Here is a 24,084-nt window from a genome sequence, read left to right as displayed (position 1 = left end):
CCTCGTCCTGAGGACCCGAAACCGGTAATTTCAGAAAAAGTTTATTCAGGGAACTACTCTAGCTGGAGAATGGTCCACGGGCAAGTAAAACCACCCCGAATACTCACCATTTGTCGCCTAAAAGTCCCACATGTACAGCGCCGGCCCGTCTGTGGCCGGATGGATAACGCGGCTCGGCGGCCGGTCTTCGATGACGAATTCGTAACTGAAAAGCGTCGATCCGGGCCGCATCTCGCGCGCGGCCTTGTGCCACAGCGCGCTCATCGCGGCCGGCGACAGATAGGCGAACACGGCGTCGTAGTCGCCGAGGTCGAGTCGTTCGTAGTCGCCGCGGATGAAGCGCGCGCGGCTACGGGTGGCCAGCGCGCGCAGGTGGCTGGCCAGCCAGGGCAGCGGCGCCAGTTCGATGCCCTCGAAGCGCGACTCCGGCCGGCGCCGCTGCAAGTCGAGCACCAGGCCGCCGATGCCGCTGCCGATGTCGATCACGCGCACCGGCCGGTCTTGCGGCAGCGCGGCCGCGACCGCCGCCCACACCTTGCGTCCGGACGGGTAATACGGCACTTGCGTGCGATAAGTCGACCAGTACAGCAATAACAGGAGCAGGAAGACGGCGAGAAAGGCGACCGGCGGAAGTTCGAGCGCGCTGGCGCCCGGCAACGCCAGCGGAAAGCCGAACTGGATCGCGCGCCACCAGCTGGCCAGGCCACGCCACCAGGACAGCAGCGCGGCCAGCACGCCCTGCACCAGGGCGACGTGCCAATACGACAATATCAAGCCGCTGCTGGCGAGCAGGTAGACGATGGCGAGCGTGAGTGGAAAGGCGGCGACCTGGATCAGGAGCGCCCGGACCGCCGGAAAGCGCAACAGACGCGGCGCCAAGTCAGGCGCTGTCCCGGCCGGCGGAATCCTCGTCGTCGGCCGCATCGGCGACGGCGCGCTCGGCCGCCTCGCGGGCATCCTTGGCCTTGCGGGTCTTGCCGGCGCGCGAAGGCATGTGGCACAGGCCGCACAGGTAGTCGGCGTTCAGGTCGAGGGCGTTGACGATGAACTTGCCCTGGCAGCGGCTGCACGGGGCCAGCAGCAGCATGCCGCTCTGGAAGAAACGCACCAGGGTCCAGGCGCGCGTGAGCGACAGCAGCGGCTCTTCATCCGGCGCCGGCGGCATCTGTTCGAGGTAGAGTTGATAGGCCTTCATGACGGCCTGGATGCCGGAGGCGCCGGCATGCTCCACCAGGAACTGGTGGATGTTCATGAACAACGAGGAGTGGATGTTCGGTTGCCAGGTCAGGAACCAGTCGGTGGAGAACGGGAGCATGCCCTTGGGTGGAGAGACACCCTTGAGCTCCTTGTACAGCTTGAGCAAGCGTTCGCGCGACAGCGAGACCTCGGTTTCCAGCAACTGCAGGCGTGCGCCCAGGTTGATCAGTTCGATCGCGAGCTGGATTTCCTGCGCTTCGGATACGACGCTTTTTTTGCTCATGGTTTGTTGCTCATCCGCTGCTCCCAGCCTGTTCGGCGCGGCCCCACCAAGTGGCCGCTGGCAGGGATTATACGATCTCTTCGACCGGCTGGCCCGCCATCAGGATGGCTGCGTGCGATTGCGCCAGGCTGCGTTCCTTGGTGTGGCTGGTCAGCATGCCCAGGATCGCGGTGTCGTCGAAGCGGAAACGGGCCAGCATCATGTTGCCGCCGGCGAGCTTCAGGATCTGGGCATTGCTCATGCCTTCGATCAGGTCGGCGATCTCGGCCGACACGCCCAGGCGGAAGATGGCGGTGACTTTGTCGGCACGAATCATCTGCTGGGCCAGCATCAGGTAGCTCAGGTTTGCGTCGCGAATCTCAGCCATCATGTCGTTCATCGTCATCTTCTCTCTCCGTTAGTTGTTTCGGCGCTGTTTGTGTTGCCGACGAGATAGATTCTGACTGTGGGGAAACTTTTCAGGAATTGGACAAAACCTGTATTTTGGGTAGGCGAACGACGAGATGGAGCCGTAGGAGTTTGTCTGACAAACGCCTCTGGCTCCCTATGAAAACCCATGAAAAAACCGGGCTGAAATGGCGCCGGGAAGCGCCTTGATCTGGGTCTACGTCAGACGTCGTCTGTCGCAGAATCACTACAGGTTTTGCTGAATTTACTGCTGGAAACTCAGAATTTTCAGCTTTGTCGTGGCTGCGAGTGTCGCTTTTATGCACTCCACTCATCCATTAACGGCAGCCCGACGACGGACTTTAGGGCTGTTTGAAAATATTTTTTAATATTTTTTTCGACGCCTTGCCGCCCTTCTGACTCGTTATCGGACAGCTCATCAGGAACTTTAGGGTTGGATGCAAAAAAATTTCAAAATTTTTTCGTCAAGACATTTAATGTCGTAACAGCAACATCCAGCTGTCGACGCAAGCTGGAACTTGCTACACTGCCGACCTGCGCGCATTCTTGAAGCGTCAACTATTCATATGGGACCGGCATGACCGCACCAATCCTCACCCGCGCCGATTGCCTGGCGCGCGACGCGCTCGACCCGCTGGCCGGGTTGCGCACCCGCTTCGACCTGCCCGACGGGGTCATCTACCTGGACGGCAACTCGCTCGGCGCCCGCCCCCGCGCCGCCCTGAGCCGCGCCCAGGACGTGGTGGCGCGCGAATGGGGAACCGACCTGATCAAGAGCTGGAACACGGCCGGCTGGTTCGACATGCCGAAACGCCTGGGCGATCGCCTGGCCCCGCTGATCGGCGCCGGACCCGGCGAAGTGGCCGTCACCGACACCACCTCGCTCAACCTGTTCAAGGCGCTGGCTGCGGCGCTGCGCATCCAGTCCCAAGGCGCCAGCGCGGCCCGCCGCGGTGACGACCGCCGCACCATCGTCACCGAACGCAGCAACTTCCCGACCGATATCTATATGGCCGAGGGCCTGAGCCGCTGGCTGGAACGCGGCTACCGGGTGCGCCTGGTGGACAGCGTGGACGAGATTCCGGCCGCGCTCGACCACGATGCCGCGGTGCTGATGCTCACCCACGTCAACTACCGCACCGGCTACCAGCACGACATGGCCACGCTGACCGGCCTGGCGCACGAGGCCGGGGCGCTGGCGGTCTGGGACCTGGCCCACTCGGCCGGCGCGGTGCCGGTCGACCTGCGCGCCGCCGACGCCGACTTCGCCGTCGGCTGCACCTATAAATACCTGAACGGCGGACCGGGCGCCCCGGCCTTCATCTGGGTGCCGCAAAGACACCAGGCGGGGTTCGACCACCCGCTGTCGGGCTGGTGGGGCCATGCCAGCCCGTTCGCGATGGCGCCCGCCTTCGCCCCGGTGGCCGGCATCGGGCGCGCGCTGTGCGGCACGCAACCCATCGTCTCGCTGGCGCTGGTCGAGTGCGGCCTCGAGATCTTCGAGGCGACCGACATGGCGGCGGTGCGCGCCAAGTCGCTGGCCTTGACCGACCTGTTCATCGGCCTGGTCGAACGCCGCTGCGCCGGCCATCCGCTGGGCCTGGTGACGCCGCGCGAACACGCGCGCCGCGGCAGCCAGGTGAGCTTCACCCACCCGCACGGCTATGCGGTGATGGCGGCCCTGATCGCGCGCGGCGTGATCGGCGACTACCGCGAGCCCGAGATCATGCGCTTCGGCTTCACGCCGCTGTATACGAGTTACGCGGACGTCTGGGATGCGGTCGAGATCCTGAAGGACATCCTGGACCGCAACGACTACGACGTGGCCGCCGCGCGCGGCGCCGTCACCTGACAAGGCGCCGACATGAACAAGGAACAGAACGAGGGCCAGCCGGCCGAATGGCATGGCGCCAGGATGGACTTCCGCGAAGCCATGAGCTACGGCGACTACCTGGGCCTGGACCAGATCCTGAACGCCCAGCATCCGCGATCGCCGAATCACAACGAGCTGCTGTTCATCATCCAGCACCAGACCAGCGAACTGTGGATCAAGCTGATGCTGCACGAGCTGCAGGCGGTGCGGCGCCACATCCGCGAAGGCAACCTGCCGCCCGCCTTCAAGATGCTGGCGCGGGTGGCGCGCATCATGGACCAGCTGGTGCACGCATGGGACGTGCTGGCCACCATGACCCCGCCCGAATACACGGCAATCCGCCCCTACCTGGGCGCCTCGTCGGGCTTCCAGTCGTTCCAGTACCGCGAACTGGAATTCATCCTCGGGAACAAGAACCCGGCCCTGCTGGCGGTGCACGAGAAGGCCCCTGACGCGCATGCCATCCTTGCGCGCGAACTGGCCCTGCCCTCGATCTACGACGAGGCGGTGATGCTGCTGGCGCGCAGCGGTTTCGCCATCGACCCGGCGCGGCTCGACGCCGACTGGACCGGGCCGACCCGCGCCGACGACTCGGTCAAGGCGGCCTGGCTGCAGGTGTATGGCGACACCTCCCGTCACTGGGCGCTGTACGAGCTGGCCGAAAAGCTGGTCGACCTGGAGACGGCGTTCCGCTTCTGGCGCTTCCGCCACGTCAGCACGGTCGAGCGCATCATCGGCTTCAAGACCGGGACCGGCGGCACCGCCGGCGTGAGCTACCTGCGCAAGATGCTGGACGTGGTGCTGTTCCCGGAACTGTTCGCGCTGCGCACCGAGCTCTGACTGCCGGCGGCGGACCGGTTGGCGTCGCCATCGGTCCGTTTTGCATTAATATAAACGCCATGCGCGCCGCCCCCTCCCCACTCGACCAGCCGTTCTCGGTCTACCTCGACCTGGTCCGCTTCCTGGCGGCGCTGGCGGTCGTGGCGATGCACGTGCGCCAGTTCGGCCTGGTGGAAGCGCCCGGCGCCGACCACCTGACCCTGTTCGGGCGCGAGGCGGTGATGGCCTTCTTCGTGCTGTCGGGCTTCGTGATCGCCTATACCACCGCGCAGCGCCGCCCGAGCGCGCGCGAATACGCGCTGGCGCGCGCCGCCCGCATCTATTCGGTGGCGCTGCCGGTGCTGCTGCTGGCCTTCGCCTGCGCCAGCCTGGTGCGCGGCCACCTGATGACCGGCATGGACCTGCATTACCAGCTGGCCAAGCCCTGGCTCTACATCCCGTTCCACCTGCTGTTCCTGGGCGACCTGTGGGCCCTGGCCGAAGTGCCGCCCTGGCTCGGCCCCTGGTGGTCGCTCAACTACGAGGTCTGGTACTACGTGCTGTTCGGCGTCGCCTGCTACGTGCGCGGGCCGTGGCGCTTGCCGGCCCTGGGCCTGGTGCTGGCCGTCATGGGCATCAAACTGTGGCTGCTGCTGCCGGTCTGGCTGGCCGGGGTCGCGCTCTACCACTGGCAGGCAAGGCATGCGCTCCCATGCGCCCTGGCGCGCCTCGGCTGGATCGCCAGCCTGGTCCTGCTGGTGCTCTACGAAGCCAGCGGGATCGAGGAAACCCTGCGCGCGGCCGGCCGCGCTTCCTGGCTCGGACAAGCCTTCACGCTCGGGAATGCCGACCGCTTCCTGGCCGACTACGTGTTCGGGCTGATCGTCTGCCTGAACTTCGCCTGCGCGCGCTTCGCCCGCTTCGACGCCCTGCTGCGCTGCGCGGCGCCGATCCGGCGCCTGGCCTCGTACACGCTGACGCTCTACCTGTCGCATGCGCTGGTGCTGATCGCCTGGCCCGCGCTGTATCCGCACGACCCCGGCGGCATGGTGGATCTGCTGGCCCTCGGCCTGGCCGTGGCCGTCGCGACCGCCGTGCTCGGCATGCTGACCGAGCAGCGCAAGGACGTGTTCCGGCGCCTGCTCGCGCGCCTGGCGGCGCTGTGGCGCCCTGCCCGGCTGGCTCCCGCCTGCGCTGCCCCCATCAAGGAGAAGCAAGATGAAGTGTGATGTCCTGATCCTGCCCGGCCTGTGGAATTCCGGCCCGCGCCACTGGCAAACGCTATGGCATGAACGCAATCCGCACTGGCGCCGCGCCGCGCACCGCGACTGGACCAATCCCCATTGCGACGAATGGGTGGCCGAGCTGGACGCCGCCATCGCCGACTGCCAGGGCGCGCCGATCCTGGTGGCGCACAGCCTGGGCTGCATGCTGGTCGCGCACTGGGCGCTGTCCGGCTCCCCGCTCAAGGTGGCGGGCGCCTTCCTGGTCGCGCCGAGCGACGTCGAGGCGGCGACATATCCGGCCGACCTCAATTGCTGGGCGCCGATCCCGCTGCAGCCGTTGCCCTTCCCCAGCGTGGTGGTGGCCAGCGCCAACGATCCCTTCGCCAGCCTTGACCGCACGGGCGCCTTCGCCGGCGCCTGGGGCAGCCGCCTGGTCGAGATCGGCGACGCCGGCCACCTGAATGCCGATTCGGGCCATGGCGACTGGCCCGAAGGCCTGCGCCTGCTGGAGCAGTTCTGCGACGAGGTCTCCAGCACATGACGGTCCTGCACAGCGCAAGGCTGCGCTTCGAGCCGGTGACCGATGCGCACTACGACGGCATGCGCCTGCTGAACGGCGATCCCGAGGTCATGCGCTACATCAGCGGCCAGGCCGAGACGCCCGAGGAAACCCGCGCCGTCATCGCCCGGGTCAAGGCGCGCTGGGAGACGATCGGCTACTCGTGGTGGAATTTCATCGAACATGACACGGGAGAACTGGTCGGCGCCGGCTGCATCCAGCACCTGGCGCAAGACCCCGCCAACCCGCACGAGATCGGCTGGCGCCTGCGGCCCGACCGCTGGGGGCGCGGCTACGCCATCGAAGCCGCCGAGCGCATGGCGCGCTTCGCCTTCGATGAACTCGAGGTCCCGCTGCTGTGCGCGATCTGCGATCCCGGCAACCTGCGCTCGGCACGCATCATGGAAAAACTCGGCATGCGGTTTCGTGGCGAGGAAGTCTGGCATGGCCGTCCGACGCTGGCGTACGAGATCGGCCGCGCCGCGTGGCAGGCGCGCCAGGCATGAAGACCTACCACGGAAGCTGCCACTGCGGCGCGGTGCGTTACGCGGCCGACATCGACCTGGCGCTCGGCACGGTCAAGTGCAACTGCTCGATCTGCAGCAAGATGCGCTTCTGGGCCGTCCAGCTCGCGCCGACGGCCTTCCGCCTGCTGCAGGGCCAAGGCTTCTTGCGCGAATACCGCTTCCATACGCGGCGCGACGGTCACCACTTTTGCGGCGAATGCGGCATCAATGTGTTCTCGACCGGCGCTGCGCCGCGCTCGGGTCCTTTCGTGGCCGTCACGGTCGCCAGCCTGGACGACCTGCCGGTCGCCGATCTGCTGGCCGCGCCGGTGCGCCATATCGATGGACGCAACGACAACTGGATCACGCCACCGGCCGAGATCCGCCACTTATGACGTAAGCATGCGCAGTACGAGCAAGACCACGCGGGCCACACTGATCGGCCTGCTTGCCATCCTGTTGTGGAGTTCCATCGTCGGCCTGATCCGCGGCGTGAGCGCGAGCTTCGGCGCCACCGGCGGCGCCGCGCTGATCTATACGGTCGCCTCGATCCTGCTGCTGCTGACAGTCGGCCCGAGCAAGGTGCGCGCGTTTCCGCGCGCCTATCTGGTATGGGGCAGCCTCCTGTTCGTCGCCTACGAGATGTGCCTGGCGCTGTCGATCGGCTACGCCAATACCAACCGCCAGGCGATCGAAGTCGGCATGGTGAACTACCTGTGGCCGGCCTTCACCATGGTGTCCGCCATCGTGTTCAACGGCCAGCGGACGACCTGGCTGATCGCTCCCGGACTGGCGCTGGCGATCGGCGGCGTGTGCTGGGTGCTGGGCGGCGACGCGGGTCTGGACCCGGCCGCGATGGCGGCGAACGTGCGCGACAACCCGCTCAGCTATGGCCTGGCCTTCATCGGCGCCCTGATCTGGGCCAGCTACTGCACCGTCACCGCGCGCATCGCCAACGGCAGCAATGGGGTCACGCTGTTCTTCATGCTGACCGCCACCGCGCTGTGGATCAAGTACCTTGCGTTCGGCGGCGAGCCGATGCGGGTCGACCTGCGCGCGCTCGTCTACCTGGCGCTGGCCGCCGCGGCCATGGGCTTCGGCTATGCGGCCTGGAACGTGGGCATCCTGCACGGCAACGTCACGGTCCTGGCCGGCGCCTCGTACTTCATACCCGTGCTGTCCGCCGCGCTGGCGGCGCTGGTTCTGCAGACGCCGCTGTCGCTCGCGTTCTGGCAAGGCGCGGCGATGGTGTGCGCCGGTTCCATTCTATGTTGGCTGGCCACACGCAGAAAGGCCTGAGCTTGCATATTGCATAAAGTTCACATATATATCATGCTGCGAATAATTCTCATTTGCATTCTCGCTAATCTAAGGGGGCGCGATGCCGTCGCTGCTTGCCACGCTGTTCGGCCTGTCCGCCTCGCCGCGGCGGTGACCGGCTTCCTGGCGCTCGGGCTGGCGATGGAGCGCCACTGGCGCGATGCCCGCGGCGCCCAAGCGCTCGGCGCGTTGGCCCTGCTGGTGTCGCTGCTGTACTGTCGAGCGTTGCGCGCGCAGGGATACGGCTTCGTGCCGTGGATCGGCTGCCTGACGGCGGCGGCATGGATCGCGATCGGCCTGCTGTCGCATGACGTGGCGATAGCGACGCGCGCGGCGCGCCTTGCCGCTGCCGCGGCGGCGCTGGGCGGCATGGCGGCGCTGGCACTGCGCTTGGGATGAAAAAAAGCCGGGACATCGCTGTCCCGGCTTTCTGTTTACCTCGCGCTCAGGCTTATTTGCCGCCCGCCAGCAGCATCTCGTTCAGGCGCTTCACGAACGAGGCCGGATCCGCCAGGCTGCCGCCTTCGGCCAGCGTCGCCTGGTCGAACAGGATGTGCGACCAGTCGGCGAAGCGCGCGCCGCTCGCGTCCTCGTACTTCAGGCGCTGCACCAGCGGGTGGTTCGGGTTGATCTCGAGGATCGGCTTCGACTCCGGCGCTTCTTGCCCGGCGGCCTTCAGCATGCGCAGCAGATTGCCCGACAACTCGTTTTCGTCCGCCACCAGGCAGGCCGGCGAGTCGGTCAGGCGGAAGGTCACGCGCACGTCCTTGGCCTTCTCGCCCAGGGCGCCCTTCATGCTCTCGACCAGTTCCTTGTAGCCGGCTTCGGTTTCGGCGTGCTCCTTCTTTTCAAGCTCGTCTTCCAGCGCGCCCAGGTCCAGGCCGCCCTTGGCGACCGACACCAGTTCCTTGCCTTCGAACTCGGTGAAGAACGACAGCATCCACTCGTCGACGCGGTCGGTCATCAGGATCACCTCGACGCCCTTCTTGCGGAAGATCTCGAGGTGCGGGCTGTTCTTCGCCGCCTGGTAGTTGTCGGCGGTGACGTAATAGATCTTGTCCTGGCCTTCCTTCATGCGGCCGACGTAGTCGGCGAACGACACGGTCTGCTCGGCCGAGTCATTGGCGGTCGAAGCGAAGCGCAGCAGCTTGGCGATGCGGTCCTTGTTGGTGGCGTCCTCGCCGATGCCTTCCTTGAGCACCTGGCCGAATTCCTTCCAGAAGGTCGCGTACTTGTCCTTGCCGGCCTGTTCTTCGGAGTTCGCCATTTCCTCGAGCATGCCCAGCACGCGCTTGGTCGAGCCTTCGCGGATCACGCGCACGTCGCGCGACTCCTGCAGGATCTCGCGCGAGACGTTCAGCGGCAGGTCGGCGGAGTCGATCACGCCCTTGATGAAGCGCAGGTAGGTCGGCATCAACTGCTCGGCGTCGTCCATGATGAACACGCGCTTGACGTACAGCTTGATGCCGCCGCGCTTGTTGCGGTCCCACAGGTCGAACGGCGCGTGCGCCGGCACGTACAGCAGCTGGGTGTATTCGCTGCGGCCTTCCACCCGGTTGTGGGTGTAGGTCAGCGGGTCCTGGAAGTCGTGCGAAACGTGCTTGTAGAACTCGTGGTACTGCTCTTCGGTGATGTCGCTCTTCGAGCGCGCCCACAGCGCGCTGGCCTGGTTCACGGTCTCGAGTTCGTCCTTGAGAACCGTTTCTTTCTTCTCTTCGTCCCACTCTTCCTTCTGCATCACGATCGGCAGCGAGATATGGTCCGAATACTTGCGGATGATCGATTTCAGCTTCCACGACGACAGCAGCTCTTCCTCGCCTTCGCGCAGGTGCAGGATCACGTCGGTGCCGCGGCCCGTCTTCTCGATCTGCTCGATCGAGTAGTCGCCCTCGCCGCGCGATTCCCAGCGCACGCCCTGCTCGGCGAAGGCGCCGGCGCGGCGGGTATTGACGACGATCTTCTCGGCCACGATGAAGCCCGAGTAGAAGCCCACGCCGAACTGGCCGATCAGGGCCGCGTCCTGCTGCTGGTCGCCCGACAGCTTGCTGAAGAATTCCTTGGTGCCCGACTTGGCGATGGTGCCCAGGTGGGCGATCACCTCGTCGCGGCTCATGCCGATGCCGTTGTCCGAGATCGTGATGGTTTTCGCATCCTTGTCGAACGAAACCTTGATCTTCAGTTCATGGTCGTTGCCGTACAGGGCGTCGTTGTTGATCGCCTCGAAGCGCAGCTTGTCGGCCGCGTCGGACGCGTTCGAGATCAGTTCGCGCAGGAAGATCTCCTTGTTCGAATACAAGGAGTGGATCATCAGTTGCAGCAGCTGCTTTACTTCTGCCTGGAAGCCAAGGGTTTCTTTTTCGGCGTTCGCCATCTTGTTCCTCGTTAAAAACATGGGGTTGGTCAGACTCGGAGGCATATAAGGATGCCAGGGAGGATTTCAAGAGGTCTTTTTGATAAGAAATAGGATGAACTGAAGAAAATCGCACTTTCATGCATCCGCCATGTCGAATCCTGCCCCGCCCATTCGTCGTGGAGATGGCAGCACCCCATCCACACAACCCAGGAGAACACCATGAACCAGGCAGTGCGTCCCATCCCGGAAGGCTACCGTACCGTCACCCCGCACCTGGTGTGCGACAAAGCGGGCGAAGCGATCGACTTCTACAAGAAAGCGTTTGGCGCCGTCGAGCTCGCCCGTATGCCCGGACCGGACGGCAGGATCATGCATGCGGAGCTGCGCATCGGCGACTCGGCCATCATGCTGGCCGACGCGTTTCCCGAATTCGGCAGCCAGGGCCCGCTCGCCCTGAAGGGCTCGCCCGTGACCATCCATTTGTACGTGAACGATGCCGACGCCGTGTGGGCCAGGGCGCTGGAAGCCGGCGCCCGGCCGACCATGGAACTGGCCGACATGTTCTGGGGCGACCGCTACGGCCAGGTCGCCGACCCGTTCGGCCACCTGTGGTCGATCGCCACCCACAAGCGCGACATGACGGACGAGCAGATCATGGAAGCGATGCGAGACATGCAGCCCGGCGATTGTCCCGCCCAGCAGGCCGGCTGACCCGGTCAGCCGGCCCGCGCCTCGAGAAAACGCCATACGGCCGGATCCTGCAGCGCCGCCAGGTTCAGCCGCATCCGGGTCGACGGCTGCTGGCTGGGCGAGAACAGGCTGCCCGGCGCCAGCAGCAAGTCCTGCCGCATGGCGCGCGCGGTGAGCGCATTGGTGTCTGCGCCGACGTCGACCCACAGGAACATCCCGGCCGCCGGGGCCGGGTCGACCCGCATCCCGAGCGCCTCGAGCCGGCGCAGCGCGCCCGGCCGCGCCGCATCCAGGCGGCCGCGCACGCGATCGAGGTGCTTGCGGTGGTGGCCCTCGGCCAGGATTTTATAGACCACGCGCTCGCCGATGTCGCTGGTGCTGAGCGTGGCCAGCATCTTGCGGTCGGCCAGCAGCGCGGCCCGTTCGCGCGAGGTGGCGACGAAGCCGACCCGCAGGTTGGCCGCCATCGACTTCGAAAAACCGCCCAGGTAGATCACGCGCCGCAAGCCGTCCAGCGCGGCCAGGCGGGTGGCGCCGCCCGGGTGCAGGCCGCAGTAAATGTCGTCCTCGACCACCAGGAAGTCGTGCTGCTCGGCCACGCGCAGCACCTGGAAAGCCTTGGCCGCCGACACCGAGGTCGAGCTGGGATTGTGCAGCACCGAGTTGATGACGAACAGGCGCGGGCGATGCAGGGCGGCGAGCTCCTCGAGCCGCGCCAGGTCGGGGCCGTCGGCCAGGCGCGGCACGCCGACCACCTTCAGGCCCATCGCCGCGAACGAACCGAACATCAGGAACCAGGCCGGATCGTCGACCAGCACCGTGTCGCCCGGCTGGCAGAACGCGCGCGCCACCAGGTCCAGCGCCTGGGTCACGCCCAGCGTGGTCACCAGCTGCTCGGGCGCGGCCTCGATCTCGAGTTCGGCCAGCGTCCGTTGCAGCTGCTGGCGCAATGGCAAAAAACCGTGCGGCAAACCGTAATTGAGCAAGCCGTCGCAGTTCTGGCGGCTGAGCGCGCGCAGCGCATTGGCCACCGCCGCGCCGTCGAGCCAGTCGGCCGGCAGCACGCCGGAACCCGGCGCCAGCCCGAGCGGGGCCTGGCGGAACATGCTGCGCACCAGCCAGGCGATGTCGAGTTCGGCCGGAACCGGCGCCGGCTGCGATGATGCCGGCTTGTGCGCCGGCGCCTGGCGCTCGCGCACGAAGAAACCGGCGCCGCGGCGCGATTCCAGGTAACCCTGCGCCACCAGCCGGTCATAGCTGGCCACGACGGTGAACGGCGACACCCCGTGGCTGGCGGCGAAGCGCCGGATCGAGGGCATGCGCGCGCCGGGGCGCAGCAGGCGCTCGTCGACGCGCGCCGCCACCGCGCTCACGATCTGGTCGGCCAGCGGCGCGCCGGCGTCGCGCGCCAAGGCGAAGGCGAGTGTATCGGTCATTTCACCACCACAGTCGGCAAATTATCGGTAGAAGTGTACTGGGACTGTATTGGTCCGTGCGGCTAGGATAGACCCACTGCCGCGTTGCCGCAAGCCCGACCAAGGACACCCGATGACCACCCTCGCCCGCCCCATCCCGACCGCCAGCCGCGACGAAGCGCGCGGCATGCTCCTCGGCCTGGCCGGCGTGGCGATGTTCAGCCTGACCTTGCCGTTCACCCGCATGGCGGTGGCCGAACTCGATCCGCTGTTCATCGCCCTCGGGCGCGCGCTCGGCGCGGCGCTGCTGGCCGGCCTGTGGCTCGGATGGCGCCGGGCCCCGCTGCCGCCGCGCGCCGCGCTGGCGCCGCTGGTCCTGGTGGCGCTGGGCGTGGTGATCGGCTTTCCGCTGCTGAGTTCGATGGCCCTGCGCTGGGTGCCGGCCACCCACGGCGCGGTGCTGGCCGGCCTGCTGCCGCTGCTGACGGCCCTGTACAGCGCCATGCGCGGCGACGAGCGGCCATCCGCCGCCTTCTGGCTGGTAGCCGTGTTCGGCGCGGCGCTGGTGATCGCATTCGCCCTGTCCCAGGGCGGCGGCGCCCTGCACCTGGCCGACCTGCTGATGTTCCTGGCCGTGGCCGCCGGCGCCGTCGGCTATGCCGAAGGCGGCAGGCTGGCGCGCACCCTGGGCGGCCCGGAAACGATCTCGTGGGCGCTGCTGCTGGCCCTGCCGCTGGTGGCGCCGCTGCTGGCCTGGCACTACATCCCGCGGCCGGAGGCGTTCGCCGGCGCCGGCGCCGCGGCCTGGGTAGGCCTGGCCTATGTGACGGTGTTCTCGATGTTCGTCGGGTTCTTTTTCTGGTACCGCGGCCTGGCCCTGGGCGGGATCGCCCGGGTCGGCCAGGTGCAGCTGCTGCAGCCCTTCATGAGCCTGGTCGGCGCCGCCGTGCTGCTGGGCGAACCGCTGACCCTGCACGACAGCCTGTTCGCATTGGCCGTGATCGGCGTCGTGTTCGCCGGACGGCGGCTGCAGGTGCGGCGCCGGCCTGGCTGACCGAGCCGTTCGATGTGCATGGTCCCCGCTCGACGTACAATACCGGCTTCATTCACGCAACTTATGGAAAACACCATGTCCGTCTACGACAAACTCAAGGAACTGAACATCACCCTGGAAGCGCCGGCGACCCCGGCCGCGGCCTACGTCATGTACGTCCAGACCGGCAACCTCGTGTTCATCTCGGGCCATATCGCCAAGAACAAAGATGGCAGCATCAATGCCGGCATCCTGGGCCGCGACAAGACCACGGCGGACGGCCAGGCCGCCGCGCGCTCGGTCGCGATCGACCTGATCGGCACGCTGCAGGAAGCCGTGGGCGGCGACCTGAACCGCGTCAAGCGCATCGTCAAGGTGATGAGCCTGGTCGCGTCGACCCCGGACTACAACGAACAGCACCTGGTCACCAATGGCGCCTCGGAACTGATCGGCGAGGTGTTCGGCGACGCCGGCAAGCACGCGCGCTCGGCCTTCGGCGTTGCATCGCTGCCGCGCGGCACCTGCGTCGAGATCGAAATGATCGTGGAAGTGGCATAAAGCCGGCGATAACGTGTCTACAACCGGCATTAATTTGTCGGCAAATCAATTAATGTTGTACCTCGCGCGGCTGACCCGGCTCCATTCGCCGACGTGAAGCCGCCAACGCGGCGTGTTTTATATAATGGCCCGGCACGACCGTGCACCTTCCTGTGAGACCAGTATGAAAATCGAAAACCCCAATCCCATCCAGTGGCAGTTCTCGGAACGCGCCCAGCAGCTGCAAAGCTCGTTCATCCGCGAGATCCTGAAGATCACCCAGCGTCCGGAGATCATCTCGTTCGCCGGTGGCCTGCCGTCGCCAGCCACCTTCCCGGTCGAGCGCATGAAAGCCGCTTACGACAAGGTCCTGAGCGACAACGGCAAAGTGGCGCTGCAATACGGCCCGACCGATGGCTACGCGCCGCTGCGTGAGTGGATTGCCGGTTCGCTGTCGACGGAAGGTTCGACGATCCTGCCGGAACAGATCCTCATGACCTCGGGTTCGCAGCAGGCGCTCGACCTGCTGGGCAAGGTGCTGATCGACGAAGGCAGCCGCGTGCTGGTCGAGACCCCGAGCTACCTGGGCGCGCTGCAGGCGTTCTCGGTCTACCGTCCCGAGTTCAAATCGGTCGACACCGACGAACACGGCCTGGTGCCGTCGTCGCTGGAAGGCATCGCGCAAGGCGCGCGCATGCTGTACGCGCTGCCGAACTTCCAGAACCCGACCGGCCGTTCGCTGTCGGTCGAGCGCCGCCAGGAACTGGTGGAAACCTGCGCCCGCCTCGGCGTGCCGCTGATCGAGGACGATCCCTACGGTTCGCTGAGCTACAAGGGCGCGCCGAGCCCGAAAATGGTCGCGATGAACCCGGACGGCGTGATCTACATGGGCTCGTTCTCGAAGGTGCTGACCCCGGGCATCCGCCTGGGCTACGTCTGCGCCCCGCTGCCGCTGGTGCGCCGCCTCGAGCTGGCCAAGCAGGCGGCCGACCTGCACACCGCCCAGCTGACCCAGATGGTGGTGCACGAGGTCGTCAAGGACGGCTTCCTGGACCAGCACATCCCGACCATCCGCCAGCTGTACGGCGACCAGTGCCAGGTGATGCTGGACGCGATGCAGGAACACTTCCCGGCCGGCGTGAGCTGGACCAAGCCTGAAGGCGGCATGTTCATCTGGGTCACCCTGCCGCAGCAGATCGACGCCATGAAGCTGCTGGAACAGTCGCTGGCCGCGCGCGTGGCCTTCGTGCCGGGCGCGCCGTTCTACGCCAACGACCCTGCCACCAACACGCTGCGCCTGTCCTTCGTGACGGTGCCGCCGGAGCGCATCCGCGAAGGCATCGCGGTCCTCGGCAAGCTGATCGCCGGCATGCTGTAAGATCCCACGGGGCCGCGAATGCGGCCCTGTTTCTTTGTCGACGGTCAGTCGATACCGGTATCAGCCTGCCTGGGCAATACCGGCGCAATGGCGGGTCAGTTGCGATAGTGCAACAATTGCATCAGGTAGTGGATTTTAGGCAAGGTGTGTGTCCAAAATCTCCGTGTAAAAGAGTATGATTCATCGACACTGATGAGGTCTGCCCGCCACCGATGATGCATCCTGCCCTAGCGCTCGCCGCACCGGCGCGCCAATCCGCGATTCTGATCGTCGACGACGCTCCCGACAGCCTCGGGCTGCTGCAGGACATGATGCGCCAGCAGGGCTACCAGACCTTCGTCGCCAATACCGGCAAGCGCGCGCTCGACATCGCCACCCGCATCCAGCCCGACCTGATCCTGCTCGACGTCATCCTGCCCGACCTCGACGGCCTGGAAATCTGCCGCCGCCTGAAGCGCCAGCCCGACACCGCCCACATCCCCGTCATCTTCGTCAGCGCCTGCGGCGAGACCGAGGACATCGTCGCCGGCTTCGACACCGGCGCCGCCGACTACATCGCCAAGCCGGTGCGCATGGCCGAAGTGTGCGCGCGCGTGCGCGCCCAGCTGCGCCTGCGCAGCAGCAGCGAAAGCCAGAAGCAGCAGGCCGAGCGCCTGCAGCTGATCGTCGACGGCATGGACGAGGGCCTGATGCTGGTCGACTGCGAGGGCCGCGTGGTGTACGCCAACCCGGCCTGCGAACGCTTCCTGTCGCAGCCCAAGGAAGTGCTGGAAGGCGAGCTGCTGGCCGACCTGGTCGAGCCGCCCGCCGCCTGCGACTACGCCGACTATTTCTCCCGCCCGCTCGACGCCGAGGCGACCGCGCGCTGCCGCGGCACACGCGAAGTGCTGGTGCGCCAGTCGGACGGCACGATGCGCGCGATGGACCTGAGCCTGTCGCCGGTGGCGGGCGGCGAAGCGCTGTTCGTCGCCCTGCTGCACGACATCACCCACCACAAGCAGTCCGAGACGGCGCTGCAGCGCGCCGCCCTGATCGACCCGCTCACGCGCATCGCCAACCGCCGCCACTTCGACGCCTTCCTGGACAAGGAATGGCAGCGCGCCATCCGCAGCGGCCAGCCGCTGTCGCTGATCGTGCTCGACGTCGACCATTTCAAGGGCTACAACGACAGCCTGGGCCACGCCGCCGGCGACGCCTGCCTGCAGGCCATCGCCGAAGCGCTGCAATCGCATGCGATGCGCCCGACCGACCTGGCCGCGCGCTACGGCGGCGAGGAATTCGTGGTGTTGCTGGCCGACACCGCGTCCAGCGCGGCGGCGCGGCTGGGCGAGGCGATCCGCGCCCATGTCGAGCGGCTCGCGATCCCGAATCCGCGCGCGGAAGGGGCCGGCGTGGTGACCGTCAGCATCGGCGTGGCCGGCATCGTGCCGACCCTGTTCGACGATATCCGCTCGTTCTTCATTTCGGCCGACCGCGCGATGTACGAGGCCAAGGCGCGCGGGCGCAACCAGGTGGTGGCGGCGCAGGCGGGGGCGGCGTGGGAGCAGGCGCGGGGTGGGATGGCGCATTGACATCCGGCGCCCACATTCGATACCAGGCACATAATCATGCGCGACTCACATTACCCCCAATCCGGCGCCCCGATCGTCTTCTTCGATGTTGAAACCACTGGCCTCTGCGCCAACAAGGATGTGATCATCGGGCCCGGTCAGGCGACAGGCGGAACCCCGTACTGCTTGCCCCACTCGGCCAGGTAGCGCCGCTCCTGCGCTTCCCAGCGCGCATCGTCCCAGCCGAGCTCCGGCTGGCAGATGGCGCGGATGCGCGTCATCTGATCGAGGCCGCCGTTGGGCAGCTGAATGCCGAGCCGGGTGCGGCGCAGCAGCAGGTCGTCCAGCTGGTAGACCTGCTCGGAACGGGCAGCCCAGCGCAGCTCGGCCCACAGGGTCTGCGTGCCCGGGATGCATTCCAGCTCGCCCTTGCGCGCCGCCAGCAGCAGCGGCTTGGCCTGGGCGCCGTAACGGCCGGCCAGCCGGCGCAGCACGCCGGGCGGCAGGTCGTGGCGCGCCGGCACCGACACCCGCGCGAACACCGGCCCGCGCTCGGCGCGCAGCTGCCAGCCGGGCAGCTGCTGCGACACGTGGCGCAGCACGTCGAGGGCGATCGCGCGGAAGGTGGTCAGCTTGCCGCCGGCCACCGAGACCAGGCCCGGCTCCGACCACACGAAATGGTCGCGCTTTTCGGACGACGGCGCGCCATGCTGGCCGCCGTCGATCACCGGCCGCACGCCCGCGAAGGTGGCGACGACGTCCTGCTCGCTCAAGCCCAGCTGGGGGAACTGGGCGTGCAGGGCCGCCATCAGGTAGTCGAATTCGGGACGGGTGATGCGCGGCTCGGTGTTCAAACCCTGCTCGTGGTCGGCGTCGGTGCCGACCAGGGTCACGCCTTCCCATGGGAAGGCGAACACGGGCCGGCTGTCGGCCGGGTGCAGCAGGCTGACCGCCTGCGCCAGCGGCAGGCGCCGGGCCGGCAGCACCAGGTGGCTGCCGCGCAGCGGCCGCAGGCGCGGCGCGCGATCGGGCTTAGTGCTGCCTGCCTTGCCGCCTGCCTTGCCGCCTGCCTCCCCGCCCGCCGCGCCGCCGAGCAAATCGGACCAGGCGCCGGTGGCGTTGACCACCACCCGCGCGCGCACCGCCGTCTCGGCCTGGCTGCGTTCGTCGCGCAGCATGGCCCCGTGCACCTTGCCGCCGTCGCGCACCAGCGCCTGCACGGTCACGTAGTTGCAGGCGACCGCGCCGTGGGCGCGCGCCTCGTCGATCACGCGCAGCACCAGGCGCGCGTCGTCGGTCTTGGCGTCGGTGTAGCGGATGCCGCCAGCCGGGTTGGCTTCTGGGCTATTCGGCGACGGCATGCGGGACGATTCCGGGCGTTCCCAGCGCGGCTCGCGGCGGCCGGCCAGCACTTCGTACACGCGCAGCATGGAAAGAAAGCCCAGCCGCCGCTTGACGTCGGTGCCATGGTCGGCAAAGGCGAAGCCCTGCGGCTCGACCAGTCCGGGCGCGGCGCGCAGCAGCGACTCGCGCTCGCGCACGGCGTCGCGCGTCAGGCGCAGGTCGCCGGAAGCGAGGTAACGCAGGCCGCCGTGCACCAGCTTCGACGAGCGGCTCGAGGTGCCCCAGGCGAAGTCCTTCTGCTCGACCAGCAAGGTCTTGAGGTCGCGCCGCGCGGCTTCGAGCAGGATGCCGGCGCCGGTGATGCCGCCGCCGATCACCAGCAAGTCCCAGTCGCGCCCGGGCGGAAAGACGTTGGCACCGCTCATGGCGTCACCAGCTTGCCCGGGTTCATGCGGCATTCGGGGTCGAAGTGACGGAACAGCGCCCCCATGGCGCCCAGCCCCAGCTCGCCCTTCTCGGCTGCCAGCCACGGCGCGTGGTCGACGCCCACGCCGTGCTGGTGGCTGATGGTGCCGCCGCAGCCGACGATCGCGCTCGAGACGCGGTCCTTCAGCTGGCGCCAGCGCGCCAGGTCGGCCTGGTAGTCGCCCGCCAGCCGGTAGACGAAGGTCGAATACACGCTGGCGCCCTGGGGATACAGGTGCGACAGGTGGGTGTAGGCGTGCACGCGCTCGCCGAACGCCTCCAGCGCGGCCGCCGCGGCCTGCTCGATCGCGGTCACCGCCTGCGTCACGTGCGGCCAGTCGAGCGCCGTCTCGACCGTGTCGATCGCATAGCCCTGCTCCCAGGCCGCGTTGCGCAGGTAGACGCTGCGAAAGCGGTTGCGGCGCCAGCGCTCGCCCAGCGCGCGCCCGACGTGCACGCCGTGCAGGCGCCGTGCCAGCGCCGCCGCCGTGCGCAGCGCCTCGCGCGCCTGGCCCCTGGCGCCGCTGGCGCCGACCAGCAGCATGCATTTGGACTGGCCGCAGCCGCGCCAGCCCAGGTAGCGCTCCAGCAATCCCACCCGGCGACCGTGGCCGGCCAGCGCCAGCATGGTGCGCGTCTCGCCGGCGTTCGACAGGCGCAGCATCGACAGTCCCAGGCGCGCCTGGGCCAGCATGCGCGCCGCCTGCACCGCATGTTCCCAGTCGGGGAAGAACAGCGCGTGGAAGGCTTCGTGCTCGGGCAGGCGGTTGATGCGCACCACGGCGTGGGTCAGCACGCCCATGCGGCCCTCAGAGCCGAGCACCATCTCGCGCAGGTCGATGCCGCTGCTCGAAGCCGGAAAGGTCGGGATGTCGAGGGTGCCGGACGGCGTCTCGATGCGCCCGCCCGCGAACATCTGCTCGATGCGCCCGTAGCGCAACGACTGCTGCCCCGACGAGCGGGTGGCGATCCAGCCGCCCAGCGTGGAGTATTCGAACGATTGCGGATAGTGTCCCAGGGTATAGCCGTGGGCGCGCAGCTGGGCTTCGAGATCGGCGCCGGACACGCCGGCCCCGAAACAGGCCAGCTGCGCCTCGCGGTCGAGCGAAATCATGGCGCGCATGCGGCCCATGTCGATGGAGAGGCTCGGGCGCAGGCCGCCGTTGGAACTGTGGCCCACGTCGAGGTGGCCGGCCACGCTGGTGCCGCCGCCGTAGGGGATGACCACCGCGTCATGCAGGGCGGCGAAGGCCAGCAGTTCGCGCACCTGCGCGCCCGATTCGGGAAAGGCCACGCCGTCCGGCACCTTGCCCAGGCGGCCGTGGCGCAGGCGCAGCCAGTCCGGCAGGCTCTGCCCATGGGCGTGACGCGCGCGCGTGGGGCCGGTGGCGTCGATCAGCGGATGGGGCGGCAGGCGGCCAGGGGGCAAGCCGGCGCAGGCTTGTTCGAAGGTCGCGTCCTGCGGGGCCGTCCCCCGGCCCAGCCGTGCGCCGAGGAAGGCTCTGGCCTCTCCTTCGAGCTGCACCGTAATCGACTCGTCACCCCAACCGTTCCAACGCCGCATCAATGACTTTCCGTTATACTTCGAGTTGCTCTTTTTATCACCTCAAATAGCACATTAAAGTCGCTCCCGCCAACCGTATTGCGCTTTCATGACACAGCCTTGCTCAATCACGCCACTGCCGCCCGATGACGCGCGCGTGACCGGTTCCTATCTGCAGCCCCTGCTGGAAACCGCCCTCGAGCGCGGCCTTGCCCTGCCCGTATTGGCCCAGGCCGCCGGCCTGGCCGCTGGCGCACTCGATCCGCTGCCCGAGAGCCTGCCCGCACGACGCTACATCGGCTTGCTCGAAGCCGGCGCGCGCCTGGCGAACGATCCGTTCTTCGGCCTGCACGTGGGCGAAAAAGCGCGTCCGGCCACCTACAGCGCCTACGGCATGCTGCTCCTGGCCTGCAACAGCTTCGGCCATGCGCTGGAACTGACCCAGCGCTACGAATCGCTGGCCCACGACCTGGGCCGCAGCCGCCTGGCGCAGCATGGCGCCCAAGCGCATTACGAGTGGATCAGCCACTATCCCGACGCCACCCGGCACCTGGTGGAAAGCGTGTATGCGGGCATTCGCGTGTTCGGCAGCTGGCTGGCCGGGCGGCCGCTGGTGCCGCTGGCGCTGCGCTTGCGGCATGCCGACCCGGGCCACGGCGACGCCGAATACCGGCGCGTGCTGGGCATCGCGCCGGAGTTCGGCGCACCGCTGAACTGCGCCGCCGTCGATGCCGCCCTGCTGGCGATGCCGGTGCCGAACGCCGACACCAGCGTGTACCCGCTCCTGCTGCACCACGCCGAACGACTGCTGGTAGAACGCGCCGCGCGGCAAGAACCCATCGTGGCGCGCGTGCGGGCCGCGCTGCTGCCGCGCCTGGCCAGCGGCGAGGCGCGGCTGGCGCCGGTGGCGGCCGAGCTGGGGCTGTCGGCGCGCACCCTGCAGCGCAAGCTGGCCGATGCCGGCTCGAGCTTCCAGCAGGTGCTCGATGCGGTGCGCTACGGCCTGGCCAAGGACTACCTGCGCCGGCGCGAACTGGGCCTGGTCGACGTCGCCTTCCTGCTCGGCTTCCGGGAACAGAGCGCGTTCACGCATGCGTTTCGCGAGTGGAGCGGCATGAATCCAGGCGCATGGCGCGAGCAGGCCGCGTGAACACGGTTCATGCCGCATCTTATTTCCGCATATCGATCATCGTAATCAATCGTTCTACACGCGGCGTGTAGAACTTACCATGCCAACTCATCAACGCGTCGCCGTTACCCACGGCGCGCTGCATCGGCTCGCATGCCCGCCCGGATTCGCTGCACGCAAGCGCCGGGCCCGCGGCCCGCCGGACCTTCGAACCTGCCACATCCGTATGGTGCGACGTCCTGCAACAAGCCCTCGATAACGACAGGAACTCATCATGCAACCTCTTACCCAGCCGCGCCGCAGGCGCCTCGGGCTGATCGTCGCCGGCGCATTGGCGGGCGCCGCGCAGGCGAATGCGCAAGGTCCGCTCGCCGCTCCCGACGCCGCCAACCTCGAACCCCTGCAAGTGCAGACCGTGACCGTCAACGGCGAGCGCGCCCGCGACGAGCGCGGCGCCCTCGGCGCCCTCGGCGCCCTCGGCAACCGCTCCGACCTCGATACGCCATTCGCCACCGCCAGCGTCTCCAGCCAGCAGATCGAGGATCGCCAGATCGCCACGCTGGGCCAGGTGTTCGCCGACGACGCCTCGGTCAGCGCGCAGGGCGGCACCTACACCCAGGCCGCCCACGCGGTGAACGTGCGCGGCCTGCGGCTCGACTTCACCAACGGCTTCAAGATCGACGGCCAGCCATTCCAGATGTTCGGCGTCGAGCTGCCCCTCGAAACCGTCGAGTCGGTGCAGCTGCTCAAGGGAGCCTCGGGCTTCCTGTACGGCTTCGCCGCGCCTGGCGGGATCATCAACTACATCACCAAGAAGCCGACCAGCGAGACGCTCCTGAGCGCCGACGTCGGCTGGTCGAGCGCGAGCCTGAAACGCGCGCACGTCGATGCGGGCGGCCGCTTCGGCGCCCAGGGCCGCTTCGGCTACCGCGCCAACCTGGCGCGCGAGGAAGGCGGCACCTATAACGGCGCCGCACTGGAACGCCAGGCCGCCTCGCTGGCCGTGGACGCGCGCCTGACGAGCGACCTGACCTGGAGCGCGAACTTCCTCTACCAGGAGCGCGACATCGACGGCGCCGTGCCGACCGTCTCGCTGCAGAACTATCCGGCCCGGACCGGCCTGCCCGCGCCCGTGGATGGCCGCAAGGATTTCGGCGCCTATGACAGCTCCTACTACAACTCGACCCTGTGGATGGGCGCCACGGCGCTCGACTGGCGCATCAGCCGCGCCTGGCAAGCCAGCCTCAGCTATGGTCACACCGTCAAGCGCATCGTCAGCGCCAACGAGACGCTTTATCTCAGCAACCAGCGCGGCGACTACAGCAACCGGCTGGCGCCGTTCTACCGCCCGAACCTGACCTATGACGCGCTGCAGGCCAGCGTGGAAGGCAAGTTCGACACCGGCCCGCTCCGCCATCGCGTGACCTTCGGCGCCGGCTACCAGACGCTCGAACGCACCCTGAATCCCGAATCGAACCTCAGCCTGTTCGGCCCCGCCACCGTCGGCAACCTGTACACGACGCCACCGGCGCTGGTCGACAGCTCCACCTTCGACCGCAGCATCTTCTACAAGATCTCGGAGTGGACCCACAAGTCGGTGTTCGCCAGCGACACCATCGAGTTCGGCGACCACTGGTCGGTGCTGCTCGGCGCGCGCCATGTCGACTACGAAAACCTGAACTGGAACGCGCGTGGCGCGTCCACCTCGCGCTACAACAAGAAGCCGCTGTCGCCGAGCGCCGCCCTGCTCTACCAGCCGACGTCCTACGCGACCGTCTACGCCAGCTACGTCGAGGCGATGGAAGATGGCGGCACGGTCGGCGCCACCTATGCCAACGCCAACGAAGTGCTGGCGCCGCTGACCAGCCGCCAGGCCGAACTCGGCGTGAAGGTCGACCAGGCCGGCTGGGGCGCGAACGCGGCCCTGTTCCGGGTCAAGCGCGGCGCCGCCTATGCCGACTACGGCAGCGATCCGCGCGGCGTCTACACGCAGGGCGGGGAACTGAGCTACCGCGGCCTGGAAGTCAACGCGCGCGCCGACCTCGCGCGCTGGCTGAAGGCCAACGGCGGCGTCACCTGGCTCGACGCCGAGTACAAGGCCACCAGCCCCGCATTGATCGGCAACCGGGTCGAAAGCACGCCGCGCCTGCAGGCGGTGCTGGGCCTCGAAGCGCGGCTGCCGCAGGTCGACGGCTTGTCGCTGCACGCCAACGCCAGCTACCTGGGCGAGCAGGAAGCCAACAGCGCCAACACGATCCAGGTGCCGTCGATCGCCCTGTTGCACGCGGGCGGCGCCTGGCGCACCCGCGTCCAGGGCCGCGACCTGACCTTGCGCCTGCAGGTCAACAACCTGGCCGGCAAGGATTACTGGTATTCGGCGGGCTCGAACTCGCTGCAGATCGGCGCGCCGCGCACGGTCTCGTTCAACGCCCGCATCGACCTGTAGGAGGAACACC

At 67.7% G+C, this 24,084-nt stretch carries 22 protein-coding genes; 15 read left to right on the top strand and 7 right to left on the bottom strand.

Annotated elements, in window-relative coordinates:
* Positions 1 to 117 precede the first annotated feature (117 nt).
* From HMPREF9710_RS11940 to flhD, 3 genes are all read right to left on the bottom strand, one after another.
* Positions 118 to 924 carry a class I SAM-dependent methyltransferase gene (locus HMPREF9710_RS11940; protein WP_005666658.1) on the bottom strand — a complete coding sequence of 269 codons (807 nt, stop codon included), beginning with the start codon at positions 922 to 924 and terminating at the stop codon, positions 118 to 120.
* Complete coding sequence (flhC, locus tag HMPREF9710_RS11935; RefSeq protein ID WP_005666657.1) at positions 881 to 1,480, bottom strand: flagellar transcriptional regulator FlhC; 600 nt, start codon at positions 1,478 to 1,480, stop codon at positions 881 to 883. Before flhC ends, HMPREF9710_RS11940 begins: the two co-directional genes overlap by 44 nt.
* A 67-nt stretch (positions 1,481 to 1,547) precedes the next feature.
* Positions 1,548 to 1,865, bottom strand: coding sequence for a flagellar transcriptional regulator FlhD (flhD, locus tag HMPREF9710_RS11930; protein WP_005666655.1), 318 nt, complete (start codon positions 1,863 to 1,865; stop codon positions 1,548 to 1,550).
* Positions 1,866 to 2,465: 600 nt separating this feature from the next.
* Here flhD and kynU point away from each other — a divergent pair.
* The 8 genes from kynU to HMPREF9710_RS11890 all read left to right on the top strand — a co-directional run bounded on the left by kynU (position 2,466) and on the right by HMPREF9710_RS11890 (position 8,590).
* Positions 2,466 to 3,740 carry a kynureninase gene (kynU, locus tag HMPREF9710_RS11925; protein WP_005666653.1) on the top strand — a complete coding sequence of 425 codons (1,275 nt, stop codon included), beginning with the start codon at positions 2,466 to 2,468 and terminating at the stop codon, positions 3,738 to 3,740.
* Between the two features lie 12 nt (positions 3,741 to 3,752).
* Positions 3,753 to 4,601 (top strand): tryptophan 2,3-dioxygenase, encoded by an 849-nt coding sequence (gene kynA / locus HMPREF9710_RS11920; protein WP_005666651.1) that lies wholly within the window; start codon positions 3,753 to 3,755, stop codon positions 4,599 to 4,601.
* 59 nt (positions 4,602 to 4,660) lie between these two features.
* A complete protein-coding gene (locus HMPREF9710_RS11915; protein WP_005666649.1) occupies positions 4,661 to 5,809 on the top strand; it encodes an acyltransferase family protein in 1,149 nt (382 codons plus the stop codon).
* Positions 5,799 to 6,347, top strand: coding sequence for an RBBP9/YdeN family alpha/beta hydrolase (locus HMPREF9710_RS11910; RefSeq protein WP_005666648.1), 549 nt, complete (start codon positions 5,799 to 5,801; stop codon positions 6,345 to 6,347). The genes HMPREF9710_RS11915 and HMPREF9710_RS11910 overlap by 11 nt, the downstream gene beginning before the upstream one ends.
* Entirely contained in the window at positions 6,344 to 6,871 is a 528-nt protein-coding gene (locus HMPREF9710_RS11905) for a GNAT family N-acetyltransferase (RefSeq protein WP_005666646.1), read from the top strand. Before HMPREF9710_RS11910 ends, HMPREF9710_RS11905 begins: the two co-directional genes overlap by 4 nt.
* Positions 6,868 to 7,266, top strand: coding sequence for a GFA family protein (locus HMPREF9710_RS11900; protein WP_005666645.1), 399 nt, complete (start codon positions 6,868 to 6,870; stop codon positions 7,264 to 7,266). Before HMPREF9710_RS11905 ends, HMPREF9710_RS11900 begins: the two co-directional genes overlap by 4 nt.
* A 7-nt stretch (positions 7,267 to 7,273) precedes the next feature.
* Entirely contained in the window at positions 7,274 to 8,170 is an 897-nt protein-coding gene (gene yddG / locus HMPREF9710_RS11895) for an aromatic amino acid DMT transporter YddG (protein WP_005666643.1), read from the top strand.
* Positions 8,171 to 8,302: 132 nt separating this feature from the next.
* Positions 8,303 to 8,590 (top strand): DUF3325 family protein, encoded by a 288-nt coding sequence (locus tag HMPREF9710_RS11890; RefSeq protein WP_040776157.1) that lies wholly within the window; start codon positions 8,303 to 8,305, stop codon positions 8,588 to 8,590.
* Positions 8,591 to 8,642: 52 nt separating this feature from the next.
* Here HMPREF9710_RS11890 and htpG read toward each other — a convergent pair whose 3' ends face one another.
* Entirely contained in the window at positions 8,643 to 10,562 is a 1,920-nt protein-coding gene (gene htpG / locus HMPREF9710_RS11885) for a molecular chaperone HtpG (RefSeq protein WP_005666640.1), read from the bottom strand.
* A 201-nt stretch (positions 10,563 to 10,763) separates the two neighbouring features.
* Between htpG and HMPREF9710_RS11880 the strand changes: the two genes are divergently transcribed.
* A complete protein-coding gene (locus HMPREF9710_RS11880) occupies positions 10,764 to 11,255 on the top strand; it encodes a VOC family protein (RefSeq protein WP_005666638.1) in 492 nt (163 codons plus the stop codon).
* A gap of 5 nt (positions 11,256 to 11,260) precedes the next feature.
* Here the strand turns inward: HMPREF9710_RS11880 and HMPREF9710_RS11875 are convergent, their stop codons facing one another.
* Positions 11,261 to 12,670 carry an aminotransferase-like domain-containing protein gene (locus HMPREF9710_RS11875; RefSeq protein WP_005666636.1) on the bottom strand — a complete coding sequence of 470 codons (1,410 nt, stop codon included), beginning with the start codon at positions 12,668 to 12,670 and terminating at the stop codon, positions 11,261 to 11,263.
* Between the two features lie 112 nt (positions 12,671 to 12,782).
* Here HMPREF9710_RS11875 and HMPREF9710_RS11870 point away from each other — a divergent pair, with 112 nt between their 5' ends.
* The 4 genes from HMPREF9710_RS11870 to HMPREF9710_RS11855 all read left to right on the top strand — a co-directional run bounded on the left by HMPREF9710_RS11870 (position 12,783) and on the right by HMPREF9710_RS11855 (position 17,168).
* Positions 12,783 to 13,703, top strand: a complete 921-nt coding sequence (locus HMPREF9710_RS11870; protein ID WP_005666634.1) for a DMT family transporter — start codon at positions 12,783 to 12,785, stop codon at positions 13,701 to 13,703.
* A gap of 75 nt (positions 13,704 to 13,778) precedes the next feature.
* Complete coding sequence (locus tag HMPREF9710_RS11865; RefSeq protein WP_005666633.1) at positions 13,779 to 14,240, top strand: RidA family protein; 462 nt, start codon at positions 13,779 to 13,781, stop codon at positions 14,238 to 14,240.
* 163 nt (positions 14,241 to 14,403) lie between these two features.
* A complete protein-coding gene (locus tag HMPREF9710_RS11860; RefSeq protein WP_005666631.1) occupies positions 14,404 to 15,597 on the top strand; it encodes an aminotransferase-like domain-containing protein in 1,194 nt (397 codons plus the stop codon).
* Positions 15,598 to 15,809: 212 nt separating this feature from the next.
* A complete protein-coding gene (locus HMPREF9710_RS11855) occupies positions 15,810 to 17,168 on the top strand; it encodes a diguanylate cyclase (protein WP_005666630.1) in 1,359 nt (452 codons plus the stop codon).
* A 137-nt stretch (positions 17,169 to 17,305) separates the two neighbouring features.
* On the opposite strand, the gene HMPREF9710_RS11850 is transcribed toward HMPREF9710_RS11855, so the two are convergent.
* Both HMPREF9710_RS11850 and HMPREF9710_RS11845 read right to left on the bottom strand, forming a co-directional pair.
* Complete coding sequence (locus HMPREF9710_RS11850; protein ID WP_005666626.1) at positions 17,306 to 18,916, bottom strand: glycerol-3-phosphate dehydrogenase/oxidase; 1,611 nt, start codon at positions 18,914 to 18,916, stop codon at positions 17,306 to 17,308.
* On the bottom strand, positions 18,913 to 20,520 hold the full coding sequence (locus tag HMPREF9710_RS11845; protein ID WP_005666625.1) for an FAD-binding oxidoreductase: 1,608 nt from the start codon (positions 20,518 to 20,520) through the stop codon (positions 18,913 to 18,915). Before HMPREF9710_RS11845 ends, HMPREF9710_RS11850 begins: the two co-directional genes overlap by 4 nt.
* An 88-nt stretch (positions 20,521 to 20,608) precedes the next feature.
* Here HMPREF9710_RS11845 and HMPREF9710_RS11840 point away from each other — a divergent pair, with 88 nt between their 5' ends.
* Both HMPREF9710_RS11840 and HMPREF9710_RS11835 read left to right on the top strand, forming a co-directional pair.
* Complete coding sequence (locus tag HMPREF9710_RS11840; RefSeq protein WP_005666623.1) at positions 20,609 to 21,649, top strand: AraC family transcriptional regulator; 1,041 nt, start codon at positions 20,609 to 20,611, stop codon at positions 21,647 to 21,649.
* 253 nt (positions 21,650 to 21,902) lie between these two features.
* Positions 21,903 to 24,074, top strand: coding sequence for a TonB-dependent siderophore receptor (locus HMPREF9710_RS11835; RefSeq protein WP_005666621.1), 2,172 nt, complete (start codon positions 21,903 to 21,905; stop codon positions 24,072 to 24,074).
* Positions 24,075 to 24,084: the final 10 nt, after the last annotated feature.

Source organism: Massilia timonae CCUG 45783 (genome assembly GCF_000315425.1).
Lineage (GTDB): Bacteria > Pseudomonadota > Gammaproteobacteria > Burkholderiales > Burkholderiaceae_D > Telluria > Telluria timonae.
This window is presented reverse-complemented; position numbering and strand designations above follow the sequence as displayed.